The organism is Tessaracoccus sp. MC1865, from assembly GCF_017815535.1.
GTDB lineage: Bacteria > Actinomycetota > Actinomycetes > Propionibacteriales > Propionibacteriaceae > Arachnia.
On the sequence record NZ_CP072596.1, the window covers coordinates 581,800 to 602,739 of the forward strand.

21 protein-coding genes and 1 tRNA gene are annotated in these 20,940 nt (G+C 68.7%); 9 read left to right on the top strand and 13 right to left on the bottom strand.

Features of this window, described 5'->3' with window-relative positions; all coding sequences use genetic code 11:
• Positions 1 to 39 precede the first annotated feature (39 nt).
• On the top strand, positions 40 to 1,188 hold the full coding sequence (locus J7D54_RS02470; RefSeq protein WP_182762433.1) for a hypothetical protein: 1,149 nt from the start codon (positions 40 to 42) through the stop codon (positions 1,186 to 1,188).
• Here the strand turns inward: J7D54_RS02470 and rlmB are convergent.
• From rlmB to J7D54_RS02490, 4 genes are all read right to left on the bottom strand, one after another.
• Complete coding sequence (rlmB, locus tag J7D54_RS02475; protein WP_182762431.1) at positions 1,163 to 2,125, bottom strand: 23S rRNA (guanosine(2251)-2'-O)-methyltransferase RlmB; 963 nt, start codon at positions 2,123 to 2,125, stop codon at positions 1,163 to 1,165. The two genes, J7D54_RS02470 and rlmB, sit on opposite strands and share 26 nt — an antisense overlap.
• 12 nt (positions 2,126 to 2,137) lie before the next feature.
• Positions 2,138 to 3,583: a cysteine--tRNA ligase gene (gene cysS, locus J7D54_RS02480; protein ID WP_182762429.1), complete on the bottom strand. Its 1,446-nt coding sequence runs from the start codon at positions 3,581 to 3,583 to the stop codon at positions 2,138 to 2,140.
• 66 nt (positions 3,584 to 3,649) lie between these two features.
• Positions 3,650 to 4,444: an ABC transporter permease gene (locus J7D54_RS02485; protein ID WP_182762427.1), complete on the bottom strand. Its 795-nt coding sequence runs from the start codon at positions 4,442 to 4,444 to the stop codon at positions 3,650 to 3,652.
• A gap of 22 nt (positions 4,445 to 4,466) precedes the next feature.
• Complete coding sequence (locus tag J7D54_RS02490; RefSeq protein WP_182762425.1) at positions 4,467 to 5,180, bottom strand: ABC transporter ATP-binding protein; 714 nt, start codon at positions 5,178 to 5,180, stop codon at positions 4,467 to 4,469.
• Between the two features lie 155 nt (positions 5,181 to 5,335).
• Here J7D54_RS02490 and J7D54_RS02495 point away from each other — a divergent pair, with 155 nt between their 5' ends.
• Genes J7D54_RS02495 through J7D54_RS02510 form a run of 4 tightly spaced genes read left to right on the top strand, consistent with a single transcriptional unit; the run spans position 5,336 to position 8,674 of the window.
• Positions 5,336 to 6,568, top strand: coding sequence for a sensor histidine kinase (locus J7D54_RS02495; RefSeq protein ID WP_182762423.1), 1,233 nt, complete (start codon positions 5,336 to 5,338; stop codon positions 6,566 to 6,568).
• Entirely contained in the window at positions 6,565 to 7,233 is a 669-nt protein-coding gene (locus tag J7D54_RS02500; protein ID WP_245244086.1) for a response regulator transcription factor, read from the top strand. Before J7D54_RS02495 ends, J7D54_RS02500 begins: the two co-directional genes overlap by 4 nt.
• 50 nt (positions 7,234 to 7,283) lie before the next feature.
• A complete protein-coding gene (locus tag J7D54_RS02505; RefSeq protein ID WP_209455192.1) occupies positions 7,284 to 8,003 on the top strand; it encodes a DsbA family protein in 720 nt (239 codons plus the stop codon).
• A 50-nt stretch (positions 8,004 to 8,053) separates the two neighbouring features.
• The gene (locus tag J7D54_RS02510) at positions 8,054 to 8,674 is read left to right on the top strand and encodes a class I SAM-dependent methyltransferase (protein WP_182762416.1); all 621 of its coding nucleotides are present in this window, start codon (positions 8,054 to 8,056) and stop codon (positions 8,672 to 8,674) included.
• A 74-nt stretch (positions 8,675 to 8,748) separates the two neighbouring features.
• Here the strand turns inward: J7D54_RS02510 and J7D54_RS02515 are convergent, their stop codons facing one another.
• Positions 8,749 to 9,627, bottom strand: coding sequence for a hypothetical protein (locus J7D54_RS02515; RefSeq protein ID WP_182762415.1), 879 nt, complete (start codon positions 9,625 to 9,627; stop codon positions 8,749 to 8,751).
• A 191-nt stretch (positions 9,628 to 9,818) separates the two neighbouring features.
• Between J7D54_RS02515 and J7D54_RS02520 the strand changes: the two genes are divergently transcribed.
• On the top strand, positions 9,819 to 10,946 hold the full coding sequence (locus J7D54_RS02520) for a hypothetical protein (RefSeq protein ID WP_182762413.1): 1,128 nt from the start codon (positions 9,819 to 9,821) through the stop codon (positions 10,944 to 10,946).
• A gap of 37 nt (positions 10,947 to 10,983) precedes the next feature.
• Here the strand turns inward: J7D54_RS02520 and J7D54_RS02525 are convergent, their stop codons facing one another.
• The 4 genes from J7D54_RS02525 to J7D54_RS02540 all read right to left on the bottom strand — a co-directional run bounded on the left by J7D54_RS02525 (position 10,984) and on the right by J7D54_RS02540 (position 15,216).
• Entirely contained in the window at positions 10,984 to 12,360 is a 1,377-nt protein-coding gene (locus J7D54_RS02525) for a DUF4032 domain-containing protein (RefSeq protein WP_182762411.1), read from the bottom strand.
• A 71-nt stretch (positions 12,361 to 12,431) separates the two neighbouring features.
• Positions 12,432 to 12,818, bottom strand: coding sequence for a pilus assembly protein CpaE (locus J7D54_RS02530; protein ID WP_182762409.1), 387 nt, complete (start codon positions 12,816 to 12,818; stop codon positions 12,432 to 12,434).
• The gene (gene metB, locus J7D54_RS02535; protein ID WP_182762407.1) at positions 12,815 to 13,972 is read right to left on the bottom strand and encodes a cystathionine gamma-synthase; all 1,158 of its coding nucleotides are present in this window, start codon (positions 13,970 to 13,972) and stop codon (positions 12,815 to 12,817) included. Before metB ends, J7D54_RS02530 begins: the two co-directional genes overlap by 4 nt.
• A 152-nt stretch (positions 13,973 to 14,124) precedes the next feature.
• Complete coding sequence (locus J7D54_RS02540; RefSeq protein ID WP_182762405.1) at positions 14,125 to 15,216, bottom strand: ABC transporter ATP-binding protein; 1,092 nt, start codon at positions 15,214 to 15,216, stop codon at positions 14,125 to 14,127.
• A 229-nt stretch (positions 15,217 to 15,445) separates the two neighbouring features.
• Here J7D54_RS02540 and J7D54_RS02545 point away from each other — a divergent pair, with 229 nt between their 5' ends.
• Positions 15,446 to 16,183 (top strand): DedA family protein, encoded by a 738-nt coding sequence (locus J7D54_RS02545; RefSeq protein ID WP_209455193.1) that lies wholly within the window; start codon positions 15,446 to 15,448, stop codon positions 16,181 to 16,183.
• A 93-nt stretch (positions 16,184 to 16,276) separates the two neighbouring features.
• Here the strand turns inward: J7D54_RS02545 and J7D54_RS02550 are convergent, their stop codons facing one another.
• The 3 genes from J7D54_RS02550 to manA form a co-directional block, all read right to left on the bottom strand.
• Positions 16,277 to 16,885 carry a trans-aconitate 2-methyltransferase gene (locus J7D54_RS02550; protein ID WP_182762404.1) on the bottom strand — a complete coding sequence of 203 codons (609 nt, stop codon included), beginning with the start codon at positions 16,883 to 16,885 and terminating at the stop codon, positions 16,277 to 16,279.
• 17 nt (positions 16,886 to 16,902) lie between these two features.
• Positions 16,903 to 16,975, bottom strand: a tRNA-Thr gene (locus J7D54_RS02555).
• 40 nt (positions 16,976 to 17,015) lie between these two features.
• Positions 17,016 to 18,194: a mannose-6-phosphate isomerase, class I gene (gene manA, locus J7D54_RS02560; protein ID WP_182762401.1), complete on the bottom strand. Its 1,179-nt coding sequence runs from the start codon at positions 18,192 to 18,194 to the stop codon at positions 17,016 to 17,018.
• 116 nt (positions 18,195 to 18,310) lie between these two features.
• Here manA and J7D54_RS02565 point away from each other — a divergent pair, with 116 nt between their 5' ends.
• Entirely contained in the window at positions 18,311 to 18,583 is a 273-nt protein-coding gene (locus tag J7D54_RS02565; protein ID WP_182762399.1) for a DUF3263 domain-containing protein, read from the top strand.
• A gap of 4 nt (positions 18,584 to 18,587) precedes the next feature.
• On the opposite strand, the gene J7D54_RS02570 is transcribed toward J7D54_RS02565, so the two are convergent.
• Positions 18,588 to 19,040, bottom strand: coding sequence for a hypothetical protein (locus J7D54_RS02570; RefSeq protein WP_182762397.1), 453 nt, complete (start codon positions 19,038 to 19,040; stop codon positions 18,588 to 18,590).
• A 207-nt stretch (positions 19,041 to 19,247) separates the two neighbouring features.
• On the opposite strand from J7D54_RS02570, the gene groL reads away from it, so the two are divergent.
• A complete protein-coding gene (groL, locus tag J7D54_RS02575; RefSeq protein WP_182762395.1) occupies positions 19,248 to 20,873 on the top strand; it encodes a chaperonin GroEL in 1,626 nt (541 codons plus the stop codon).
• The last annotated feature ends 67 nt before the right edge of the window (positions 20,874 to 20,940 follow it).

Sequence of the window (20,940 nt, forward strand, 5' to 3'; positions counted from 1 at the left end):
GTCCTGAACGGCCCATCCGTTACCCTTCACCCTGTGTCGGTGAACAGGCGTGGTGCGCTGGGGCTTTTTGCGCTCGTGGGGTTGAGCGGCTGTTCGTTCGAGCCCATCGAGTGGGTGGAGGGCACGCCGGAGGCCGTGGAGTCCGTTGATCCCACCGTCGAACTTCGGCCTGACTTCTTCATCCAGACCAGCGACAACGGCGTGAAGTCCATCGAGGAGGCCCGCACCGTGGGCCAACGCATCTCGACGCCGCACTTCGACGCGCGGCTCGAGCAGGTGTTCCTGGGCACCGAGCTCGGTCAGCAGACCGCCATGCAGGTGCGGCGCCGCACTCCGCTGCGGGCGCCGGAGGGCCACCAGATCCTGGCCTTCACGCTGGCGGCGGGGGTCCCGTCGTTCCAACCCGACCCGGGGGCGGACCTCGCGCACCGGCTAAGGGTGGGCGACGTCGCGTTCGACCTCGGGGCGCCGTTCGTGCGGCACACCATCAACGACGACGGCGAATACGACATCGACTGGACGCTCATCATGCTGTGCATCCCCGAGGGGTCGCCGGTGTTCCTCGACGTGACGGACCAGATGCGCACCGTGTCGCTCGACCTGCTCACCGGCGCCCCCGTCGAGGACGAGGCGTGGGCCGACACCACGGGTTTCCGGGAGCGGCATCTCATCACGGTGGAGCCGGAGCGGCAGATCTTCGTGCACAACATCGTCAGCGTGCCGGACCCGTCGCTGCAGATCGAGCAGGACGAGGCGCAGTTGGCGGTGGCGCTGGCGCCGAACCCGACAGCGAGCGTCCTGACGCCGTGGCTGCCCGGCCTGGGGTGGGCAACAGCCGGCATGCAGTGGCTCAGGCTGCGGCTCACGTTCGAACCCAGCCTCACCGACACCCGCTTCACCTACAGCTTCAGCGGCCCGGAGTCCTTCACGTTGGAGGACAGCGAGGGCGTCAACCACAAGGTGGTCGCGCCGGAGACCGTGGCGGCAGACGACATCGAGATGTCCACGACGGTGGACCTCATCTGGCAGTTGGCCGGACCGTACACAGGCGGCACCATGCGGTTCCAGCCGAAGGGCACCCTGCAGGCGCTCTACACCGGGGGAGTGACGGTCGCGGCGCAGTTCACCGCGACCCCGTCCCCGCTGCAGTTCGGGGTGCAGTTCACTGCCCGGGAACAGCCTCAGTGATGCCGGCGCGCTGCTGCGAGACCTCGTAGAGCGCGACGGACGCGGCCACGGAGGCGTTGAGCGACTCCACCTCGCTGGCGATCGGGATCGACACCAACTGGTCGCAGTGGTCTCGCACCAGGCGCGCGAGCCCCTCGTCCTCGGAGCCCACGACGATCACCAGCGGCCCGTCGAGGCCGGCGGCGCCGCTGATCGGCACCTCGCCCTCGCCCGCGAGGCCGAGGATGGTGAAGCCGGCCTTCGTCGCCTGCTCGAGCGTGCGGTTGAGATTGGTGGCCATCGCGATGGGCAGGCGTGCCGCGGCACCCGCGGACGTCTTCCACGCGGCGGCGGTCATCGACGCGGAACGCCGCGACGGGATGACCACCCCGACGGCGCCGAACGCCGCCGCCGAACGCACGATGGCGCCCAGGTTGCGGGGATCCGTGATGCCGTCGAGAGCCACGATGATGCCGTCCGCCTCGAACGCATCGGCGATGAGGTCCTGCGGGTCCGCGTACTCGTAAGCCGGCAGCTGCAGGGCGACGCCCTGGTGCACGAGGCCACCGCCGGTGACACGGTCCAGCTCTGCGCGGGTGACCTGCAGCATGGGCAGGCCACGGTCCGCCGCGAACTTCAGGATGTCGCGGAGGCGGTCGTCGCGCTCCGAGCCCTCAGCCACGAAGGCCTGCTTCACGGGCATGCCTGCGAGCAGCGCCTCATAGACGGGGTTGCGTCCCACTACCCAGTCAGCGCCCACCGGCTTCTGGCGCGTGGTCTTCGTCGGGGTGCGTCGCTGCGCGGCCTGCTTGGCCTTGTACGCCTTGTGGTACGTGCGTTCCTCGGCCTTCGGCGTGGGGCCGCGGCCTTCGAGGGATCGGCGGATGCGGCCACCGGAGCCGGCGGCCTTGTTCTTGCCTTTGCTGGTCGCGCCGCGGCGCGAGGAGTTGCCTGCCATGAGCTTCTTTCGTCAGTTGTCGAGGTGCCACGTGGGCCCGGACGGGGTGTCTTCAATGGTGAGGCCGACGCTGCTCAGCGTGTCACGGATGCTGTCGGCGGCTGCCCAGTCCTTCTCGGCCCGGGCCTTGGCCCGCTGTTCGAGGAGAGCGGCCACCAGGCCGTCGACGACCGGGGTGAGGTCTGCGTCGGTGCCCTGGCCTGCCCACTCCGGGGCGTCGGGATGGATGCCGAAGACGTTCAGCATGTTGTCCACGACGAGGGCGTAGAGCCTGGCGTTCTCCGTGTCCCCGGCGGCGATGGCCTGGTTGCCGGCGCGGATGGAGTCGAAGAGCGCGGCGGTGGCGGCGGGGGTGCCCAGGTCGTCGTCCATCGCCGTCGTGAAGGCCTCGTACCCGGCGGCGTTCATCGGCGCGTAGGCGACGAACCCCTCCTCGGGAAGGAAGGCGCGGGAGCGTTCGACGAAGGAGTCGATGCGTTCGATCGCCTTCTCCGCCTCGGCCAGGGAGCCGCGGGTCTCGTCGTCGGCCGGGGAGAACTCGATGGTGGAGCGGTAGTGCGGCGAGAGCAGGAAGTAGCGCACGGCGCGGGGGTCGTACGCCTTGGTGACCTCGGAGACCAGCGCGGTGTTGCCCAGCGACTTGCTCATCTTCTCGCCGGCCATGGAGACCCAGGCGTTGTGCAGCCAGAAGCGCGCGAAGCCGCGCCCCGCGGCGGCCGACTGGGCCAGTTCGTTCTCGTGGTGCGGGAAGCGCAGGTCGATGCCGCCGCCGTGGATGTCGAAGGTGTCGCCCAGGTATTTGCCCGCCATGGCCGAGCACTCGATGTGCCAGCCGGGGCGACCACGGCCCCACGGCGACGGCCAACTCGCGGTGAGCGGCTCATCGGCCTTGTGGCCCTTCCAGAGTGCGAAGTCTCGCGGGTCGCGCTTGCCACGCGGGTCCGCGTCGGCGGCGGCCTCCATCTGGTCGACCTTCTGGCCCGAGAGCTCGCCGTAGCGGGGCCAGCTCTTGACGTCGAAGTAGACGTCACCGGAGCTGTCAGCCGCCGGGTAGGCGTGGCCCTTGCCGATGAGTTCGGCGATGAGCTCGACCATCTCCGGGATGTGGCCCGTGGCGCGCGGCTCGTAGGTGGGGGGCTTGCAGCCGAGCGAGGCGTAAGCGTCGTGCAGTTCGCGCTCGAAGTGGTACGCGTGCGCCCACCACTCGACGCCCTCCTCGGCGGACTTGGTGAGGATCTTGTCGTCGATGTCGGTGACGTTGGCCACGACGGTCACCTGGTAGCCCGTGTGCTCCAGCCAGCGGCGCAGGACGTCGAAGTTGACCTCCTTGCGGATGTGGCCCAGGTGCGGGGAGGCCTGGACGGTCAGCCCGCAGTGGTAGATCGACACTTTGCCGTCGACGAGGGGCACGAACTCGCGCACGGTTCGTGAGGCGGTGTCATACAGCTTCAACGTCACAAGAGGGCAGTTTACCGGTCAGAGCCCCCGTCGACGCACTGTCGACGGGGGCGCAGCGCCGAAGCGTCACTTCACCTCGGCCCGCAGGAAGCGCCACGTGCCGATCGTGAGGGGCAGCAGGACCCACAGGGCGGTGGCCGAGGAAACCTGCGCCCACTGGTGCGCGGACAGGTCCAGCGACGACATCAGCGGCTCGGTGGCGGTGTTGAGGTCGATCCAGGAGGCGCGCTCGTTGAGCCACGGGACGAAGGTGACGGCGGTGGTCCACAGCTGCGGCACCACGAAGAAGAGCACGACGGCGGCCGGGGTGTTCAACAGGACGAGGCCGAACGCGCTGGCCTGGAACATGACGAGGATGAGGGTGAGGGTGGCGCCGCCCAGCATGCCGGTGTTCAGGCCCCAGCCGTCCCAGCTCTGGCCGGTCAGGGCGCCGATGCCGGCAGCGCCGTAGGTCAGCCCCGTGGACACGACGGTGATCGCCAGGCCGGTCACCTGCGACACGATGAGCTTGGCGGCGACGACGCGGCCCCTGCGCGGCTCGAGCGCGAAGGTGGTGAGTCCCGTGCGCTGTGACCACTCGGCTGTTGCCGCGAGGATAGCCACCACCGGCACGATCAGTCCCAGGGGGAAGAAGGCGAGGAGGAACAGGTCGCCCACGTCCCCGGGCGGGAAGAAGGCGACGCCCAGCGCCGTGGCGCCCACGCTCACGAGCACCGCGATGGCCAGCAGCCACCGGCCGGCCCGGGTGTCGACCAGCTTGCGCCCCTCGACCAGGAGGAGGTGGGCGAAGCCGGCGGTCCGGGTCTCCGGCAGGGCGGCGACGGAGGCGGGGGTGGAGACAGGGAGGTGCATGGTGGTCATGGGAGTTCGCTTTCTCTGGGGTTCAGGCTGCGGACGCGTCGGTGGTGAGGGAGAAGAAGACGTCTTCGAGGCTTCGGGAGCCGGCGGCGGTGAACTCGGCCACGTCGCCGCGGGCCAGGATGCGCCCCGCGGCGATGACCACCACGTCGTCGGCGATGAGCTCGACCTCGTGCAGCAGGTGCGAACTGAGCAGCACCGTGCCGCCGTCGTCGGCGAAGCTACGCAGGAGGGTGCGCATCCAGCGGATGCCGGAGGGGTCCAGGCCGTTCGACGGCTCGTCGAGCATGAGCACGCTGGGGGAGCCGAGCAACGCGTTGGCGATGCCCAGGCGCTGGCGCATGCCCAGGGAGTAGGCGCCCACCCGCTTGCCGGCTGCCTTCCTGTCCAGCTGGACGAGGTCCAGCACCTCGTCCACCCGGCGTCGGGGCAGGCCCATCTGCAGCGCGCTGAGGGTGAGCGCCTCGCGCCCGGTGCGGCCCATGTGCTGGGCCCCCGCGTCGAGGAGGACGCCGATCCGGCGGCCCGGGTTGACCAGGTCGCGGAACCGCTCCCCCAACACGAGGGCCGAGCCAGACGTCGGGGCGGTCATCCCGCAGATCATGCGCATGGTGGTGGACTTGCCGGCACCGTTGCCGCCCAGGAAGCCGGTGACTCGGCCGGCTTCGGCGCGGAAACAGATGTCGTCGACGACGGTGGTGGAGGAGTACTTCTTCGTGAGATTCGAGACGGTGATCATGGCTCCAGCCTCGCGGTCGGTGCGGCGTGGCCGAATCGGCCGGACGGCTCGAGTGGGGAGGGCGAAGGGACCGTTCCCGCCTGCACCTTTGGTAGGGCCCGGCTCCCTACTTCGGCCGGACGACCCCGGGCCGGGCCGCTCCCTAGACTGGCCGCATGAGCCCGTCCACCCTCCGCCACCACCCCGGCGCCCGACGGTTGGCGCACCTGTGGGGCGAGGTCTGGCGGTTCAGCGTGGCCCTGCTCCTGGGGATGGTGATGTTCGGCATCAGGCTCGAAGCGAGCGAGGCACCCAGCCGGCCCGCACTGGACATCACCGGTCAGGTCACCGTCCTGGCGCAGCCCGTCAGCGAGGTGTGGCTCGCGATCGACCTGCTCACCGGCCTGCTGGTGCTGGGTGCGCTTCTCCTCCGCCGACGGTGGCCCCTGCCCGTGGCGGTGTTCGCGTCGGCAGCGCTCGCCGTGACGAGCTTCGGGATGCCTGCGGCGGCCGTCTGCCTGGTGTCCATCGCGTCAAGGAGACGATGGACGGACCTGGCGGTTACCGGCCCCGTGCTGGCCGCGGGAGTGGCGGTCAACCACATCTTCTGGCCCGCCGCCGGGAGCCTGGCGGACCAGATCATGTCCGTCGTCGTGTCGCTGGTCATCTTCGGTGCCGCGTGGGCCTGGGGAGCGTACCGGGGCGCCAGACGGGAGTTGGTCGCCTCCCTCCGGGAACGGGCCGCCACCCTGGAGCGCGAGCAGACCCTGCGCGAGACCCAGGCGCGCACGGCGGAGCGCGCCCGGATCGCGCAGGAGATGCACGACGTGTTGGCCCACCGGATCTCGCTGATCGGGGTGCACGCCAACGTGCTGGCCTTCCGTTCGGACCTCGAGCCTTCGCAGGTGGCCGAACATGCGGGCGTGATCCGTGACAACGCGGACCACGCCGTCGCCGAACTGCGCGACGTGCTGGGCGTGCTGCGGGGTGGCGAACTGACGGCCACCGCCCCGCCGCAGCCCACCCTGGACCTGTTGCCGTTGCTCATCGAGGACGCGCAGCGCGCCGGCACGAGGGTCGCCGCGGTGGGGGCCATGCCGGACTTCGACGGTTTGCCCGCCGCCACGAGCCGCACCGCCTACCGGGTCATCCAGGAATGCCTCACCAACGCCCGCAAGCACGCAAACGGCCTGCCCGTCACTCTCCAGGTGGGCGGCACGGAGGGCGTGAGCCTCGATATTGTGGTGACCAACCCGCTGCCCGCAGCCGGCGCAGTCGCCCAGGTCGACGGCACCGGCATGGGGCTGCTCGGCCTCGCGGAACGCGTGGCGCTGGCGGGCGGAACATTGGTACACGCATCCGAGGACGGCTTCTTCGTGGTGCGCGCCCACCTGCCATGGAGTGGATGATGGAACCGGTTAAGGTACTGCTGGTCGACGACGAGCCGCTGGTGCGGGCGGGGCTCAAAGCGATCCTGGGCGGCGCGGAAGAGGTGCTCGTCGTCGGGGAGGCCGCGGACGGCCGGGAGGCGCTGCGCCGGGTGGCCGAGCTGGCTCCCCAGGTGGTGTTGATGGACATCCGGATGCCGGTGCTGGACGGTGTCGCCGCCACGGCCCAGATCAGGTCCGCGCGGGGTGACAGCGAGGGTCCGCACGTCGTGGTGCTCACCACCTTCGACGGCGACGACTCGGTCGCGCAGGCGCTGAGGGCCGGTGCCAGCGGATACCTCCTGAAGACGACCCCGCCGGACCGCCTCGTCGCCGGCATCCTCGAAGCGGCGGCCGGCCAGCCGGTGTTGTCGCCGTCGGTCACGGCGCGGCTGATGCACGCGGTGGCCACCGGCGGGGGAGGGCAGCGGGATGGGGCTCGCGCCCAGCTGGAACTCCTCACGGAGCGGGAGCTCGAAGTGGCCCGCGCGGTGGCGCGAGGCGACTCGAACACCGTCATCGCGCAGTCGCTGTACCTGAGCCTGGCCACCATCAAGGCGCATGTGTCGCGCGCGCTGCTGAAGCTGGGCCTGGAGAATCGGGTGCAGCTCGCCCTGCTGGTGCGCGACGCGCAGCTGGACCTCTGAGTCTGCGGACACGCGTAGCGGTCAACCCGGCGTCCTGTATGGTTGAAAATGTGAGTATCGACGTTCAGATCTGGTCCGACATCGCCTGCCCGTGGTGCTACATCGGCAAGCGCCGCTTCGAGAAGGCCCTTGCGGAGTTCCCGCAGCAGGACCAGGTCAACGTGACCTGGCGCTCCTACCAACTGGATCCCAGCCTGCCCGAGCACGACCACCGCTCCGAGGTCGACTACCTCGTCGAGATGAAGGGCATCGCACGTCCCCAGGTGGAGCAGATGCTTCAGCACGTCAAGGGCAACGCCGCGGGGGAGGGCCTCGAGTACGACTTCGACGGCCTCGTCGTGGCCAACTCGCGCAAGGCGCACCGCCTGCTGCAGGCCGCCAAGGCCGCGGACCGGGCCGACGGCGACCACCGCACCGACACCCTCAAGGAAGCCCTCCTGGCGGCGCACTTCATCGACGGCGAGGACATCAGCGACGTCGAGGTGCTGACGCGGCTCGGGGCCGAAGCCGGACTGGACCAGTCGGAGGCCCGCGCCGCCGTCGACTCCGCCGAGCTGGACCGCGCCGTCGAGGACGACATCATGGCGGCGCGTCAGATCGGGGTGCAGGGCGTGCCGTTCTTCGTCTTCGAGAACAAGTACGGCGTCTCCGGTGCGCAGCCGGCAGAGGTGTTCGCCCAGGTGCTGCAGACCGTGGCGTCGGAACAGACCCCCAGCCTCATCACCATCGAAGGCGAGGCGGGCGACGCCTGCGGCCCCGACGGCTGCTGACGGACGGCCGACACCCCGCCGGGTTCGGGCCGCGTGGAACACTGGGGTCCATGACCACGCCTGAAGACCGCCAACGGCGACTCTGGGACACCACGGCCGCGCGCTACGACCAGATGGTCGCGCCGCTGGAGGGTCGTTTCATGGCCGCCAGCCGCCGCTGGGTGGGCGAGCGTGCCGTGGGTGAGACCCTCGAGGTCGCCATCGGCACCGGGCTCAACCTCCCGCACTACCCCGACGACATCACCATCACCGGCCTCGACATCAGCGCCTCCATGCTCGACGAGGCCCGCGCCCGTGCAGCGCGAACCGGCCGCGAAGTCACGCTCGTGGAGGGCGACGCCCAGGACCTCCCGTTCGCCGACGGCACCTTCGACACCGTCGTGTCCACGTTCGCCATGTGCGGGGTGGGCGACGACGACCGTGCCCTCGCGGAGTTGGTCCGGGTGGTCCGCCCCAACGGCCGGATCCTGCTTGCAGACCACATCGTGTCGACCAACCCCGTTCTGCACGCCCTCCAGTGGGCGCTGGAGGCCGTGACCAAACGCACCAACGGCGAATACTGGACGCGGCGGCCGCTGCCGAAGCTGGAGCGCATGAGCGGGGTCCAGATCGTCGACAGCGGTCGCAGCCACGCGGGCATCATCGAGCACCTGCACGCCCGCAGGTCCTGACGAGCGGCGTCGGGCGCCAGCCGCGACGGGCCCCGGGCGGGAAGCTCGGGGGCCCGTCGTGGGTGCTGCGAGGATCAGGGAAGCTTGGCGTCCAACGCGGCCGTGACCTCGTGGAGTTCAGCCTTGATGGCGCTCTCGGCGATCACCAGGACGACGCCGTACTTCGGCGTGGTCAGCACGCAGGCCTCCATCGTGAAGGCCTCGCCACTCTCCTCATCGACATCAGAGATGGTGCCGCACGTGGCGGTGCCGACCTTCTCGAGGTTGGTCATGTCGCCGATGAAGTAGGACTCGCCGCCCTCAACTTCTCCGACAGCCACGGCCATCACCAGCGCGTAGCGCGTGCCCGAGTCCTTGTCGTAGAAGATCATGCCGTCGACCGCCGTCTTCTCCCAGCCGGCGATCGCGGGCGCATCGCTCGCCGAGATCGGGATCTCCTGGGGGTCGGTGGGCGCCGGGGCGGTGGTGCTGAAGCGGACCATCGAGTTGAAGACCCACTGCGTCTGCCACTGGAAGCCGCTCACGGTCTTGGCGATCACGTCAGCCTGGATGTAGGAGCGGCACCCGCCCTGGCCGGTGGTGGCCGTGTTGCATTCGGTGCGCCAGTTGCGGCCGCCGCTGACGAACCCGTTCATGTTGTGCGTGGCGAGAGGGTTGCCCTTCCACGTCGCCACCGGTGCAGGCAGGTAGGTCAGGTTGTTGAACACCCAGCCGTTCTTCTGCACGAACTTGGCGCCGTCCCAGGACACGACGGTGGCCATGATCTCGGTGCGACAGCGCTGGGTGACGGAGTAGGGCTCGCAGCCGGTGCGCCACTGGCGGCCGTTGACTTCATGCACACCGGGGGTGGAGTAGACGTCGACGACGGGCTCAGCCGAAGCGTTCGGGGCCAGCACGACGGCGCCGGTCACGGCGACGAGCGCCGCGAGGGCCACCCGGACGGTCTTGAACATAGTTGGGTCCTCCCAAGATCGTTACCCCGACGCCGGGGTGTGCGCCGAACGATACCGCCGGGCAGCAGGCTCCGCGCCTCGGGGCTGGGCAATGAACCGAGCAACAGAGCCCCGATCCGATCAATGCCGACGAACCATCGCCAACGGGATACAGGAAAAGGTACATTCTTGTTTTTCGGTTGGGGGACGACATGGGATTCCTGGACAAGATCGGCGACCTGTGGCAGCGCGAGTCACGAACCGTCGTGCACGGATGGGTCGCGCAGGATGACAGCACCTACGGATCCGAGGACGAAGGGCGCTTCTACCTATCGGTCAGCTGCGCAGACCTGGGCCTCCGGTTCGACCGCCAGCGACTTGGTCAGCGCCGCCCCGTACTGCAGTCGGTGGTGACCTGGCCAAGCCAGGACGAACGCATCCCCGTGTCCGCCACCCTCGGGCCATCCAGCTTCACCTCCCTCAACAACGGCGACTTCGCGCACCTCATTCATGAGAACGTGGCGCTCACGGGGGACCTCCCGATGAACTCCGACGCGATCAGTATCGTCGTCGGTCTGATGGCAGCCCCGGGGGAAGGCCTGCTCGACCTTGCCACCGAATTTCTCGGCGACCTGGCGTCCCTGACGCAGGTCCCTCAACTCACGGCTGCTGCGCCGATCGCCACCAAGATCGCGAACGGTGTTGACAAGCTTCTCGGCACCGATGAGACGGTCGGGCTCATTGCGCTGCAGATGTCTATCCAGGCCGACGCGCTGCGTGCAGGCTACGTGGTGGTGACGGACTGGGCGACAGAGGAAGGCTCGCTCGACCGTCTCGCGATCGATGGTTCACGGCTCATGATGCAAGATGGCGATGACTGGGTTCCGGCCCGGGGCTTCAACTATCTGGTGCTCGACGTGCAGGTGACACCGTCGCGACCCAAGCGCTGGCGCGAGCTGACCGCGATTGCCGGCCTCGCTGAAAGGGCGCTCTCCCAACTGGCGAAGGCCACCTCACCCGAGGATGTTGAGGCTGCCGGCAACGCAATCCAAGTGGCCATGAGCACCGTCCTCTTCGAACCGAACCTCACCGTCACCGATCGCGACGCCGCCGCAGATCAGATCCAGGACATGTGGGACAAGGCGGTCACCCGTCGTAATGCGGTGCTGTCAAAGGACGCGACGACGCAGCCTGACCGCGGAGCGGCCGAGGAGACGGAGCACGACTCCGTGGAGCGGGTCACGGGGAAGCAGTTCGATCGCGTCCGGCTGTCCGGCATGGTTTCGGCTGGTGACCGCGTCACCTCCAGGCTGAAGATGCTGCGTACCGAGGCGCGATAGGTCGTCGCTGGGAGCGGAAGCCTGAACAGCGGCGCCGCTACGTCTGCTTCTTCTTGGCAGCCTTCGCCCGCAGGGCGTTGATGTCGAACGTGGCGGCCAACTCCAGGTCTGGAGCGTTCGCGCTGTCCTCCCACGGATCGTACGGCTTCTCCTCATTCTCGTCGACGAAGCCGTGGGACGGGTCGTACTTGTTGGCCAGTTCACCGCCCACCATCTGAAGGTCACCGAGCTGCTCGTCGGGCAGGGTGGTGAGGATCTCGTGGATGTAGCCGGAAGCTGCGTCCGCCGTCGGCACCTCGCGGTTCTCCCGCTGCGACTGGTACCAGCGGTAGTCGAGCACCTCGTGGAAGAACTGGGCGGCGTCGCGCTTGCTCCGGAGATCTGCAGGGATCCGGTTGATGGCCGGCTCGAACACCTCGACGAGCCACTTGTGCGCGGCCACGGACTCGGCCATGTTCGGGGCCTTCTTGGCGCGGAAGGTGTCCATGTCGTTGAGGAGCCGGCGCGCCTGGTGCTCCTCGGCGTCGAGGCCGGTGAGGCGCATCAGCCGACGGGTGTGGTGGCCCGCCTCCACCACCTTCGGCCGCATCCGGATGGTGCCGCCGTCCGCGGAGGCGTCGACGTCGATCTCCGCCACATCGAACCCCAGGGCGTTCAGGCGGCGGACGCGCCCCTCGAGGCGGTACAGCTCGGACTCGTCGAACTCCTCGACGCCCGTCAGCTCCGCCCAGAGCTGGTGGTAGCGGTCCTCGATGGTCTTCACGAGCCACTCCGGGTCCAGCGAGGGGTCGAGGATGCCGCCCGCTTCCAGGTCGAGGAACTCGCCGAAGAGGTTGGTGCGCGCGATCTGCAGGTCGTGGGCGCGCTGGCCGTCCGTGAGCTGGTCGTGCAGCTCGCCCGTCTCGGCGTCCACCAGGTAGGCGGCGAACTCGCCCGCGTCGCGCCGGAAGAGGATGTTCGACAGCGACACGTCGCCCCAGTAGAAGCCGGTGAGGTGCAGGCGGGCGAACAGGACCACCATCGCATCGAGCAGCCGGTTGACGGTCTCGTGCTTGACGCCGTGGTAGAAGAGCGAACGGTACGGCAGGGAGAACGGGAGGTGGCGCGTCAGGAGGATGGGGTCCAGAGGGTCGCCGTTGGGGTCCACCCGGCCGAGGACCACGCCCACCGGGTCCACCGACGGCACCTTCAGCCGCTTCAGCTCGGTGAGCAGGCGGTACTCCTGCACCGCCACCTCTTCGAGGATCTCCTTCGCGGCGAAGATCTCGTCGCCCACCTGGAGGAACCGCACCACGTGCCGGGAGATACCGCGCGGCAGCGCGACGAGGTGTTGGGCCGGCCAATCGGTCAGCGGCACCTGCCACGGGAGCCGCAGCAGGTCGGCGTCGGGCCTGGCAGCGAGGAATCTGGGCACACGCCCAGCCTACTGGGTCGGTCCCTCGATGCAGTTCGCCTGATCCTCGCGGGACCTCCGACGTGGAGGGTCTACGCCAGGGTTGCGAGCAACGCGGCCGCGTACGCGTTCTCGGCGTCCGGGTCGCGGTGGGTGCTGCCATCGGCCAACTCGACGACGAAATCACGGCCCTCCCTGCGCAGGGTGACGAACGTGTCGTCCAGCGCCATCCGCAACTGGTTCTCGTCCGGCAGCCACACCGTCGCCGACTGGGGCACCGAATCCAGGGCCCACTCGGTGGTGCCGTTGAACGCGAACAGAGTGCCGGTCTCCAGGGGGCGGGCCTCGATGACCATGTCCGCCAGGTAGAAGACGTCGTCGATCATCTCCGTGCGCGTCACGGCGAACCGGTCCCCGGGGCTGGGCACCCAGGCCAGCCCCGCGTCGCGGAGGGCCAGCGCCAGCGTGAGGCTGATCATGTCGCCCTGTCGAGCGCGCGGGTGGCGACGGCCACCAGGTCGTCGCGGCCCTCCACGCCCACGCTGATCCGCAGCAGCCCGTCGGAGATGCCGGCCGTTGCCCTCGCCTCGTCGGTCATGCCGGCGTGGGTCATGGATGCGGGGTGGCAGATGAGGGATTCCACGCCGCCGAGCGACTCCGCCAGGTGGAAGATCTCCAGCCCGTCGAGGAACCGTTCGACGGCGGCCCGGCCGCCCGCCAGCTCGACGCTGATGAGCGAACCGAAGCCGGACTGCTGCGCCTTGGCCACCGCGTGGCCCGGGTGCGCCGGCAGGCCGGGCCAGTAGAGGGTGCCGACGGCCGGGTGGTCCTGGATGGCGTCGACGAGGGCCGCTGCGTTCTCGCCGTGGATCCGGAGGCGGGCGTCGAGGGTGCGGAGCCCGCGGAGGGTGAGGAAGGCGTCGAATGCGCTGGAGGTGAGGCCCAGCGCGTTGGCCCACTGGCGCAGCTTCTCGTGGTGCTCCGGGGTGGCCGCGACGACGGCGCCGCCCACCACGTCGGAATGGCCGTTGATGAACTTGGTGGTGGAGTGCAGCACCAGATCCGCGCCGTGCTCGAGCGGGCGCTGCAGGAGGGGGGAGAGGAACGTGTTGTCCACGGCCACCAGGGCGCCGGCGGCGTGCGCGAGGTCCGCGGTGCGGCGGATGTCGGTGATGCGCAGCAGCGGGTTGGACGGGGTCTCGATCCAGACCATGGCCACACCGCCGTCGAGCGCGGCGGCGAACGCGTCGTCGTCGTTGAAGTCGACGAAGGTCACGTCCAGCCGGCCCTGCGAGGCGAGGAAGGTGAACAGGCGCCAGGTGCCGCCGTACGCGTCATGCTGGACGACGACCCTGCCCCCCGTCGGTACGAACGCCTCGGCGATCAACGTGACGCCGGCCAGCCCGGTGGCCACCGTCGTGGCACCTGCGCCGCCCTCGAGCGTGTTGATGGCGTCGTTGAGCAGGTCCCTGGTGGGGTTGCCGGAGCGGGAGTAGTCGTATTCGCGGGCCCGGCCCAACTCCTCGAACGCGTAGTTCGACGACAGGTAGAGCGGTGGGACGACGGCGCCGTAGGTGGGGTCGACGCCCAGGCCGGTGCGCACCGCCTCGGTCCAGCGGGAGAAGTTGGTCATTCCACTCGGCCTTTCTGCAAACTGTCCCCCAAGATATCCCGACGGGGCTGCTGCGCTGCTCGCTGCCCGCGGTAGTTCGCTGTCAGGTGAGGATCCCAGGAACGGGAAAGGGCCCCGGCGACGCCGGGGCCCTTCCACGAATGATCGAGCGATCAGGAGATGCGCTCTTCGGTGCGGTCGCTGAACACGTGGAGCTGGTCAGCCGGTGCGGTGAGGCGCACGGTCTGGCCCTTCTCCGGGGCGGTGCGGGCACCGACGCGGGCGACGAACTGCTGGGCGTTGACGATCTCGTCGTCGGAGAGCCCGGCCAGGGTGCCATACAGGTAGGAGTCGGCGCCGAGCTCCTCGACCACCGCGACGTCGAGACCGATGCCCTCCTGAGCGACGCTGAAGGCCTCCGGGCGGATGCCGACCGTGAGGGTTTCTTCGCCCTCAGCGCGGGCCAGGACCTCACGCGGGATGCGCACGATGTAGTCGCCGACCTGGACGCCGTCTTCGACGCGCCTGCCGGAGATCAGGTTCATGGCGGGGGAGCCGATGAAGCCTGCCACGAAGAGGTTCTTCGGGTTGTCGTACAGCGCCAGCGGGGAATCGACCTGCTGCAGGATGCCGTCCTTCATGACCGCAACGCGGTCACCCATCGTCATGGCCTCGATCTGGTCGTGGGTGACGTAGACGGTGGTGACGCCCAGGCGCTGCTGGAGAGCGGCGATCTGGGTGCGGGTCTGCACGCGCAGCTTGGCGTCGAGGTTCGACAGCGGCTCGTCCATGAGGAAGACCTGCGGGTTACGCACGATGGCGCGGCCCATGGCGACGCGCTGACGCTGGCCACCCGAGAGGGCCTTCGGCTTGCGGGAGAGGAAGTCTTCCAGGCCCAGCAGGTGAGCGGCCTCCTGGACGCGCTTCTGGCGCTCCTCCTTGGGGACGTTCTGCATCTTCAGAGCGAAGCCCATGTTGTCCGCCACGGTCATGTGGGGGTACAGGGCGTAGTTCTGGAAGACCATCGCGATGTCGCGGTCCTTGGGCGGGAGGTCCGTGACGTCACGGTCGCCGATGAAGATGGAGCCCGAGTTGACCTCTTCGAGGCCGGCGAGCATCCGCAGGGAGGTCGACTTGCCACAGCCCGAAGGGCCGACGAGGACCATGAATTCGCCGTCCTCGATCTCGAGGTTCAGCTTGTTGACCGCTGCGCGGTCCGATCCGGGGTAAACACGGGAGGCATCCCGGTAACTAACGGTGGCCATGCCACTTGTCCTTTCCACGGGCAGGTACGTGCCCGACGATCCGTTGTGGATTGGAACCCTAAGTATTTAGGTTTTCCTGAGCCGGACTTTACACCTTCCGGACTGATCGCCAACAGCGGGGTTCGCTTGTTGGTCGTAACAAACTGGTCACGATCAGCGGCTGGATCGATCAAACACAGCGGCGTCCACGGCGGGGCACGGTGGGGGCGTTTCACGTAGGCTTCACCCCGTGATCGACGAGCCGAAGTCCTCGGAAGAGCCCCGAACCGAGCAGTGGTGGCAGGACCAGGGCATGCCATGGCGCAAGGAGCCGGGGCGGGCCGACTACTGGTGCCTGGGCTGGTTCGGCTTCATCGGTCTGTTCTCGCTCGTCCTGCTGCCAACCAGGGCGTGGCTGATCACCGCCGCACCGGACTGGCTGGCCATGCTGACCGGCGGTCGGACCGCCGTCGCAGTCAGCGGTGCCTTGGGCTCGCAGGGCGACATGCCGCACTGGCCCGTCGTGCTCCTGGTCGCCTCGATCTTCAGCCTCAAATTCGACTGGGTCTACTGGTGGGCGGGCAAGCTCTGGGGCCGGGGCATCATCGAGGTGTGGGCCGGTCAGTCCAAGCGCGCCCAGAGGAACTACGCGCGGGCTGAGCGATGGGCGGAGAAGTTGGGCCCCCTCGGTTTCCTGGTGGCCTATTTCCCGATCCCCCTGCCACTGATGCAGGTGGTGTTCGTCCTGTCCGGCGCCACCAACATGAGCCTGCGGCGGTTCCTCGTCTACGACTACATCGCCTCCACGCTGTGGCTGGTCCTGTACTTCTGGCTGGGGTGGCGCTTCGGCGCTCCCATCGTCGACGTCCTGGAGCTCTACGCCCGGATAGGGATGTGGGTGGCGCTCGGGCTCATCGTCTTTGTGATTTTCACGAGTGTGCTCGCCCAGCGGCGTCGTGCCAAGCCCAATTCGGGTGAAGGCGCTTGAGAACCGGCTAAGGAGTGGAACCCGGGCACTGTGATGCCCCGCTCGGCTGATTGAGATCCCTGGAAGGGGCCGACCCCACGGTCGGCCCCTTTCTCACGCCTTGCCGCAGATGGCGACGATGAACGTGGAGTCCTCCGTGAAGGGGCGGAGGTCCCACGTCGAGAGCGGGATCTGGAGTTCGAGCCCGGCCTGCGCGCAGTCGGCGAGGAAGTCGCGGAAGTCGTAGCCGCGGCCGGCGCCGAAGCCGATGACGGCGCGTCCATCTTCTGCCAGGTGGGTCGCGAAGCGGTGCAGCACGTCAACCCGGGTGGAGGGGGCCAGGAAGCCCATCACGTTGCCGGCCGAGACGATCACGTCGAAGTTGGCTTCGATGCCCTGCGCCGGGAGGTCCATCTCCGCCAGGTCCCCGACGACCCACGTCGGGCCGGGGTGGTCCTGCCCGGCGGCCTCGATCAGTGCCGGGTCGACGTCGATCCCTACGACGGTGTGGCCGAGCTCGTGAAGCCTGCCGCCCACCCGGCCGGGGCCGCAGCCCGCGTCGAGGATGCGGGAGCCTCGCTGCGCCATGGCGTCGACGGTGCGGGCCTCGCCGTCGAGGTCGTTGCCCTGCGCCGCCATGGTCCGGAAGCGCTGGATGTAACGGCGGGAGTGATCGGGATCCGCTTGGATCATGCGGGTCCACTTGCTGGGCTCAGGGGTCATGCGCGCAATTGAATCAGAGCCTCCTGAGGGAGTCGAACCCTCGACCACTCGCTTACAAGGCGAGCGCTCTGGCCGCTGAGCTAAGGAGGCGTGGGCCCTATTGTGCCAAGCCGGGGCGCGGAATTCCGAATCAGGCGCCCGATGCGGCCACGAACATCTGGCCCTCACCGTGCACCGTGACGTCCTCGTCTGCGGCGAGGAAGGCGCTGTCGCCCGATTCCAGGTGCATGTCGCCATCGTCGCCCTGGAGCACGAACCGGCCCGCCGTGACCAGCGCGATGCGACCGCAGTCTGAGCGCGGTACCGGGAGGTGGGAACCGTCGACGGGGGACACCAGCCACAGCTCGAACTCCGGGAACGACGTGGGGTAGACGTAGACGCCGTCCGCGCCCTCGGCGACGAGGACGGTGGGCTGCAGGGGCTCGAAGCGGACCACCTGCAGCAGGCCGTCCACGTCGATGTGCTTCTGGGTGAGGCCGCCGCGCATCACGTTGTCCGAACTGGCCATGATCTCCACGCCCACGCCGCGGAGGTAGGCGTGCATGATGCCGGGCTCCAGCGCCACGGCCTCGCCGGGTTGCAGTGTGAAGCGGTTCATCAGGAGCGCGGCGAGGATGCCGGGGTCACCGGGGAAGTGCTCGTCGAGTTCGACGGCGGTGCGGGCGAACTCGCCCAGCGCGCCCGGGGCCTCGAGGAGGTTCACGGCTGCCGCGAGCACCACATCGACCAGGTGCCGCCGCTCGTCGAGCGAGAGGACGTCCAGGAAGACCTCCTGCAGGGCAGGGGCGGCGGCGCGGTCGCGCAGCGGGCCGATGACGGAGGCCAGTTCGTCGGCGACACCGAGGGCCTCGAACAGGCCGGCCGTCTCCAGCGGGTCGCGGAAGCCGAGGAGGCCCTCGAACGGGGTGAGTGCGACGATCGCCTCGGGCTTGGGCCAGTCGTCCTTGAAGGACCGGGTGGGCTCCGACGGGTGGAGTCCCAACAGCGATTCGCGGGCGTAGCCGACTTCGGCCTGCTGCCGCGAGGGATGCGCCTGCAGACTCAGCGGGGTGGAGGCGGCAAGGATCTTCATGAGATAGGGGAGCCTGTCGCCGAACTCGGCGCGGGCGGCGGCGCCCACCACCTCCGGGTTCTCCTGGACGTGGGTTGCCAACGCCATCCCGTCGTCGAGGAAGGCGTGGCCCCCCGGATGAGTGCCCAGCCAGTACTCGGCCCATGGCCGGTCGTCGGGCTCGCGGCGGAGGATCCCCGGGATGGCCGTGTGGCTGCCCCAGGCGAAGTGCTGGACATGGCCGGTGAGTCGGCGCATCGGGGATCGGCTCCTAGGGACGTGGTGTGCGGGCAGAGGCGACTCTACCTTCGGACTGGGACCAGTGTTGCCGCAGTTGAATGACACAGGTGTCGTTTGCAGCTAAACTGACCGTCATGTCTGAGGCCCTCATGCACACGCCGGTCGACCTGACCGAACGCGAAGCCGCCATCCTCGACTTTGAGGACAGCTGGTTCACGTCCGCGGTGCCGAAGGAACAGGCGATCATGGAGAGCTTCTCCCTGTCGTCGGCCCGCTACTACCAGCAACTCAACGCCCTGATCGACACCCCGCGCGCGCTGGCCTACCGGCCGCTGCTCGTGAAGCGTCTGCGCCGCATGCGGAGCCAGCGTCAGGCTGCGCGCTCGGCGCGCCGCCTCCACGCCTGATCCGTCACCTACGGAACCTCAGCGCCGCCAGGCCCTCACGCAGCGGGCGTTTTGTGCCCACGCGGTAGCCGCCCTTGAGCAGGTCCGCCTGTACCTCGAAGTGATTGGCCGTGGCCCTGTCCCCGGAGCGGAGCATGGACCAGGCCACCGCAATCACGTAGAGCGGGATGAACGGCAACCCCAGGCAGTAGGCGTACTGCCACGCATGCGCCTCCTCATGGGCGAGCAGGTCAGGGATCCGCCCCTCGACCTCGCCCACCGTCCTGCCGGGAACCAGCACGACGTCGCCCACCGTCATCGCGCTGGCGTTGACCAGCGGCAGCTTCACCTGCTCGAACACGATCAGGTGGCCCTGACGGCGGGGCCGGCCACGGCCGGCAAGGCCCAGGACCAGCCCCAGTGGGGTGGACAGATTGAGCGCGTTGGCGACGTTCCTGAGGGTCCGCGGCGTGTCCATGGGCTCACTCTAGTGAGCCGATGCCCCAGAAGCTTTGCACTCCCTTGGGGAGAGTGCTAATAATGGGGTTAGCACTCTCACGTTTGAGTGCTACCGAATTGCGGTGAGGCCCGGAAGGGCCGTCCGTCGCGGGCACCAGCAGTTCAACCTGACATCTGAAGACACCCGGGGCTAGCCGCCCCATCGACGGGAGGACTCCCGAACACCATGGCAAAGCTGATTGAATTCAATGAGGCCGCACGACGCGACCTTGAGCGCGGCATGAACACCCTTGCGGACGCCGTCAAGGTCACCCTCGGCCCCAAGGGCCGCAACGTCGTCCTGGAGAAGAAGTGGGGCGCCCCCACGATCACCAACGATGGTGTGTCCATCGCCAAGGAGATCGAGCTCGAGGATCCCTTCGAGCGGATCGGCGCCGAACTCGTCAAGGAGGTCGCCAAGAAGACCGACGACGTCGCCGGCGACGGCACCACCACCGCCACCGTGCTGGCACAGGCGATGGTCCGTGAGGGCCTGCGCAACGTGTCGGCCGGCGCGAACCCCGTTGGCCTGAAGAAGGGCATCGAGACCGCCGTCGCGGCGATCGTAGAGAAGCTCGGCGAACTCGCCATCGACGTTGAGACCAAGGAGCAGATCGCCGCCACCGCGTCGATCTCCGCTGCTGACCCCACCGTCGGCGAGATCATCGCCGAGGCGATGGACAAGGTCGGCAAGGAAGGCGTCATCACCGTCGAGGAGTCGAACACGTTCGGCCTCGACCTCGAGATGACCGAGGGCATGCGCTTCGACAAGGGCTACATCTCGCCCTACTTCGTCACGGACGCCGAGCGCATGGAAGCCACGCTGGATGACCCGTACATCCTGCTGGCCAACTCCAAGATCTCGTCGCTGAAGGACCTCCTGCCCGTGCTGGAGAAGGTCATGCAGTCCGGCAAGCCGCTGCTCGTCATCGCCGAGGACGTCGAGGGTGAGGCCCTGGCCGGCCTCATCGTCAACAAGATCCGCGGCACGTTCAAGTCGATCGCCGTCAAGGCGCCCGGCTTCGGCGACCGCCGCAAGGCCATGCTGACCGACATCGCCATCCTGACCGGTGCCCAGGTCGTCTCCGAGGAGGTCGGCCTGTCGCTCGACACCGTCTCCCTGGACCTCCTCGGCCAGGCGCGCTCCGTGCTCGTCACCAAGGACGAGTGCACCATCATCGAAGGCGCCGGCGACTCCGAGCAGATCGAAGGCCGGGTGGCCCAGATCCGTCGCGAGATCGAGAACTCGGATTCCGAGTACGACCGTGAGAAGCTCCAGGAGCGTCTGGCCAAGCTGGCCGGCGGCGTCGCCGTCATCAAGGTCGGCGCGGCCACCGAGGTCGAGTTGAAGGAGCGCAAGCACCGCATTGAGGACGCTGTCCGCAACGCGAAGGCTGCGGTCGAAGAGGGCATCGTCCCCGGCGGTGGCGTCGCGCTGCTGCAGGCCTCGAAGCTCGCTTCGGTCGAGGGCCTGACGGGCGACGAGGCCATCGGCGCCCAGATCGTGTTCGCCGCTGCTTCGGCTCCGCTGAAGCAGATCGCCTTCAACGCCGGCCTCGAGGGCGGCGTCGTGGCGGAGAAGGTCGGCTCGCTCCCCGCGGGCGAGGGCCTCAACGCCGCCACCGGCGAGTACCAGAACATGGTCGAGGCCGGCATCATCGACCCGGCCAAGGTCACCCGCTCGGCGCTGCAGAACGCCGCGTCGATCGCCGCGCTGTTCCTCACCACCGAGGCAGTCATCGCGGACAAGCCGGAGAAGGCCCCCGCGGGCGCTCCCGGCATGGACGAGATGGGCGGCATGGGCGGCTTCTGATCGCCTGAGACCCAGAGGGCGGCCCCACTTCGGTGGGGCCGCCCTTCTGCGTTCCCGGGGACTGGTC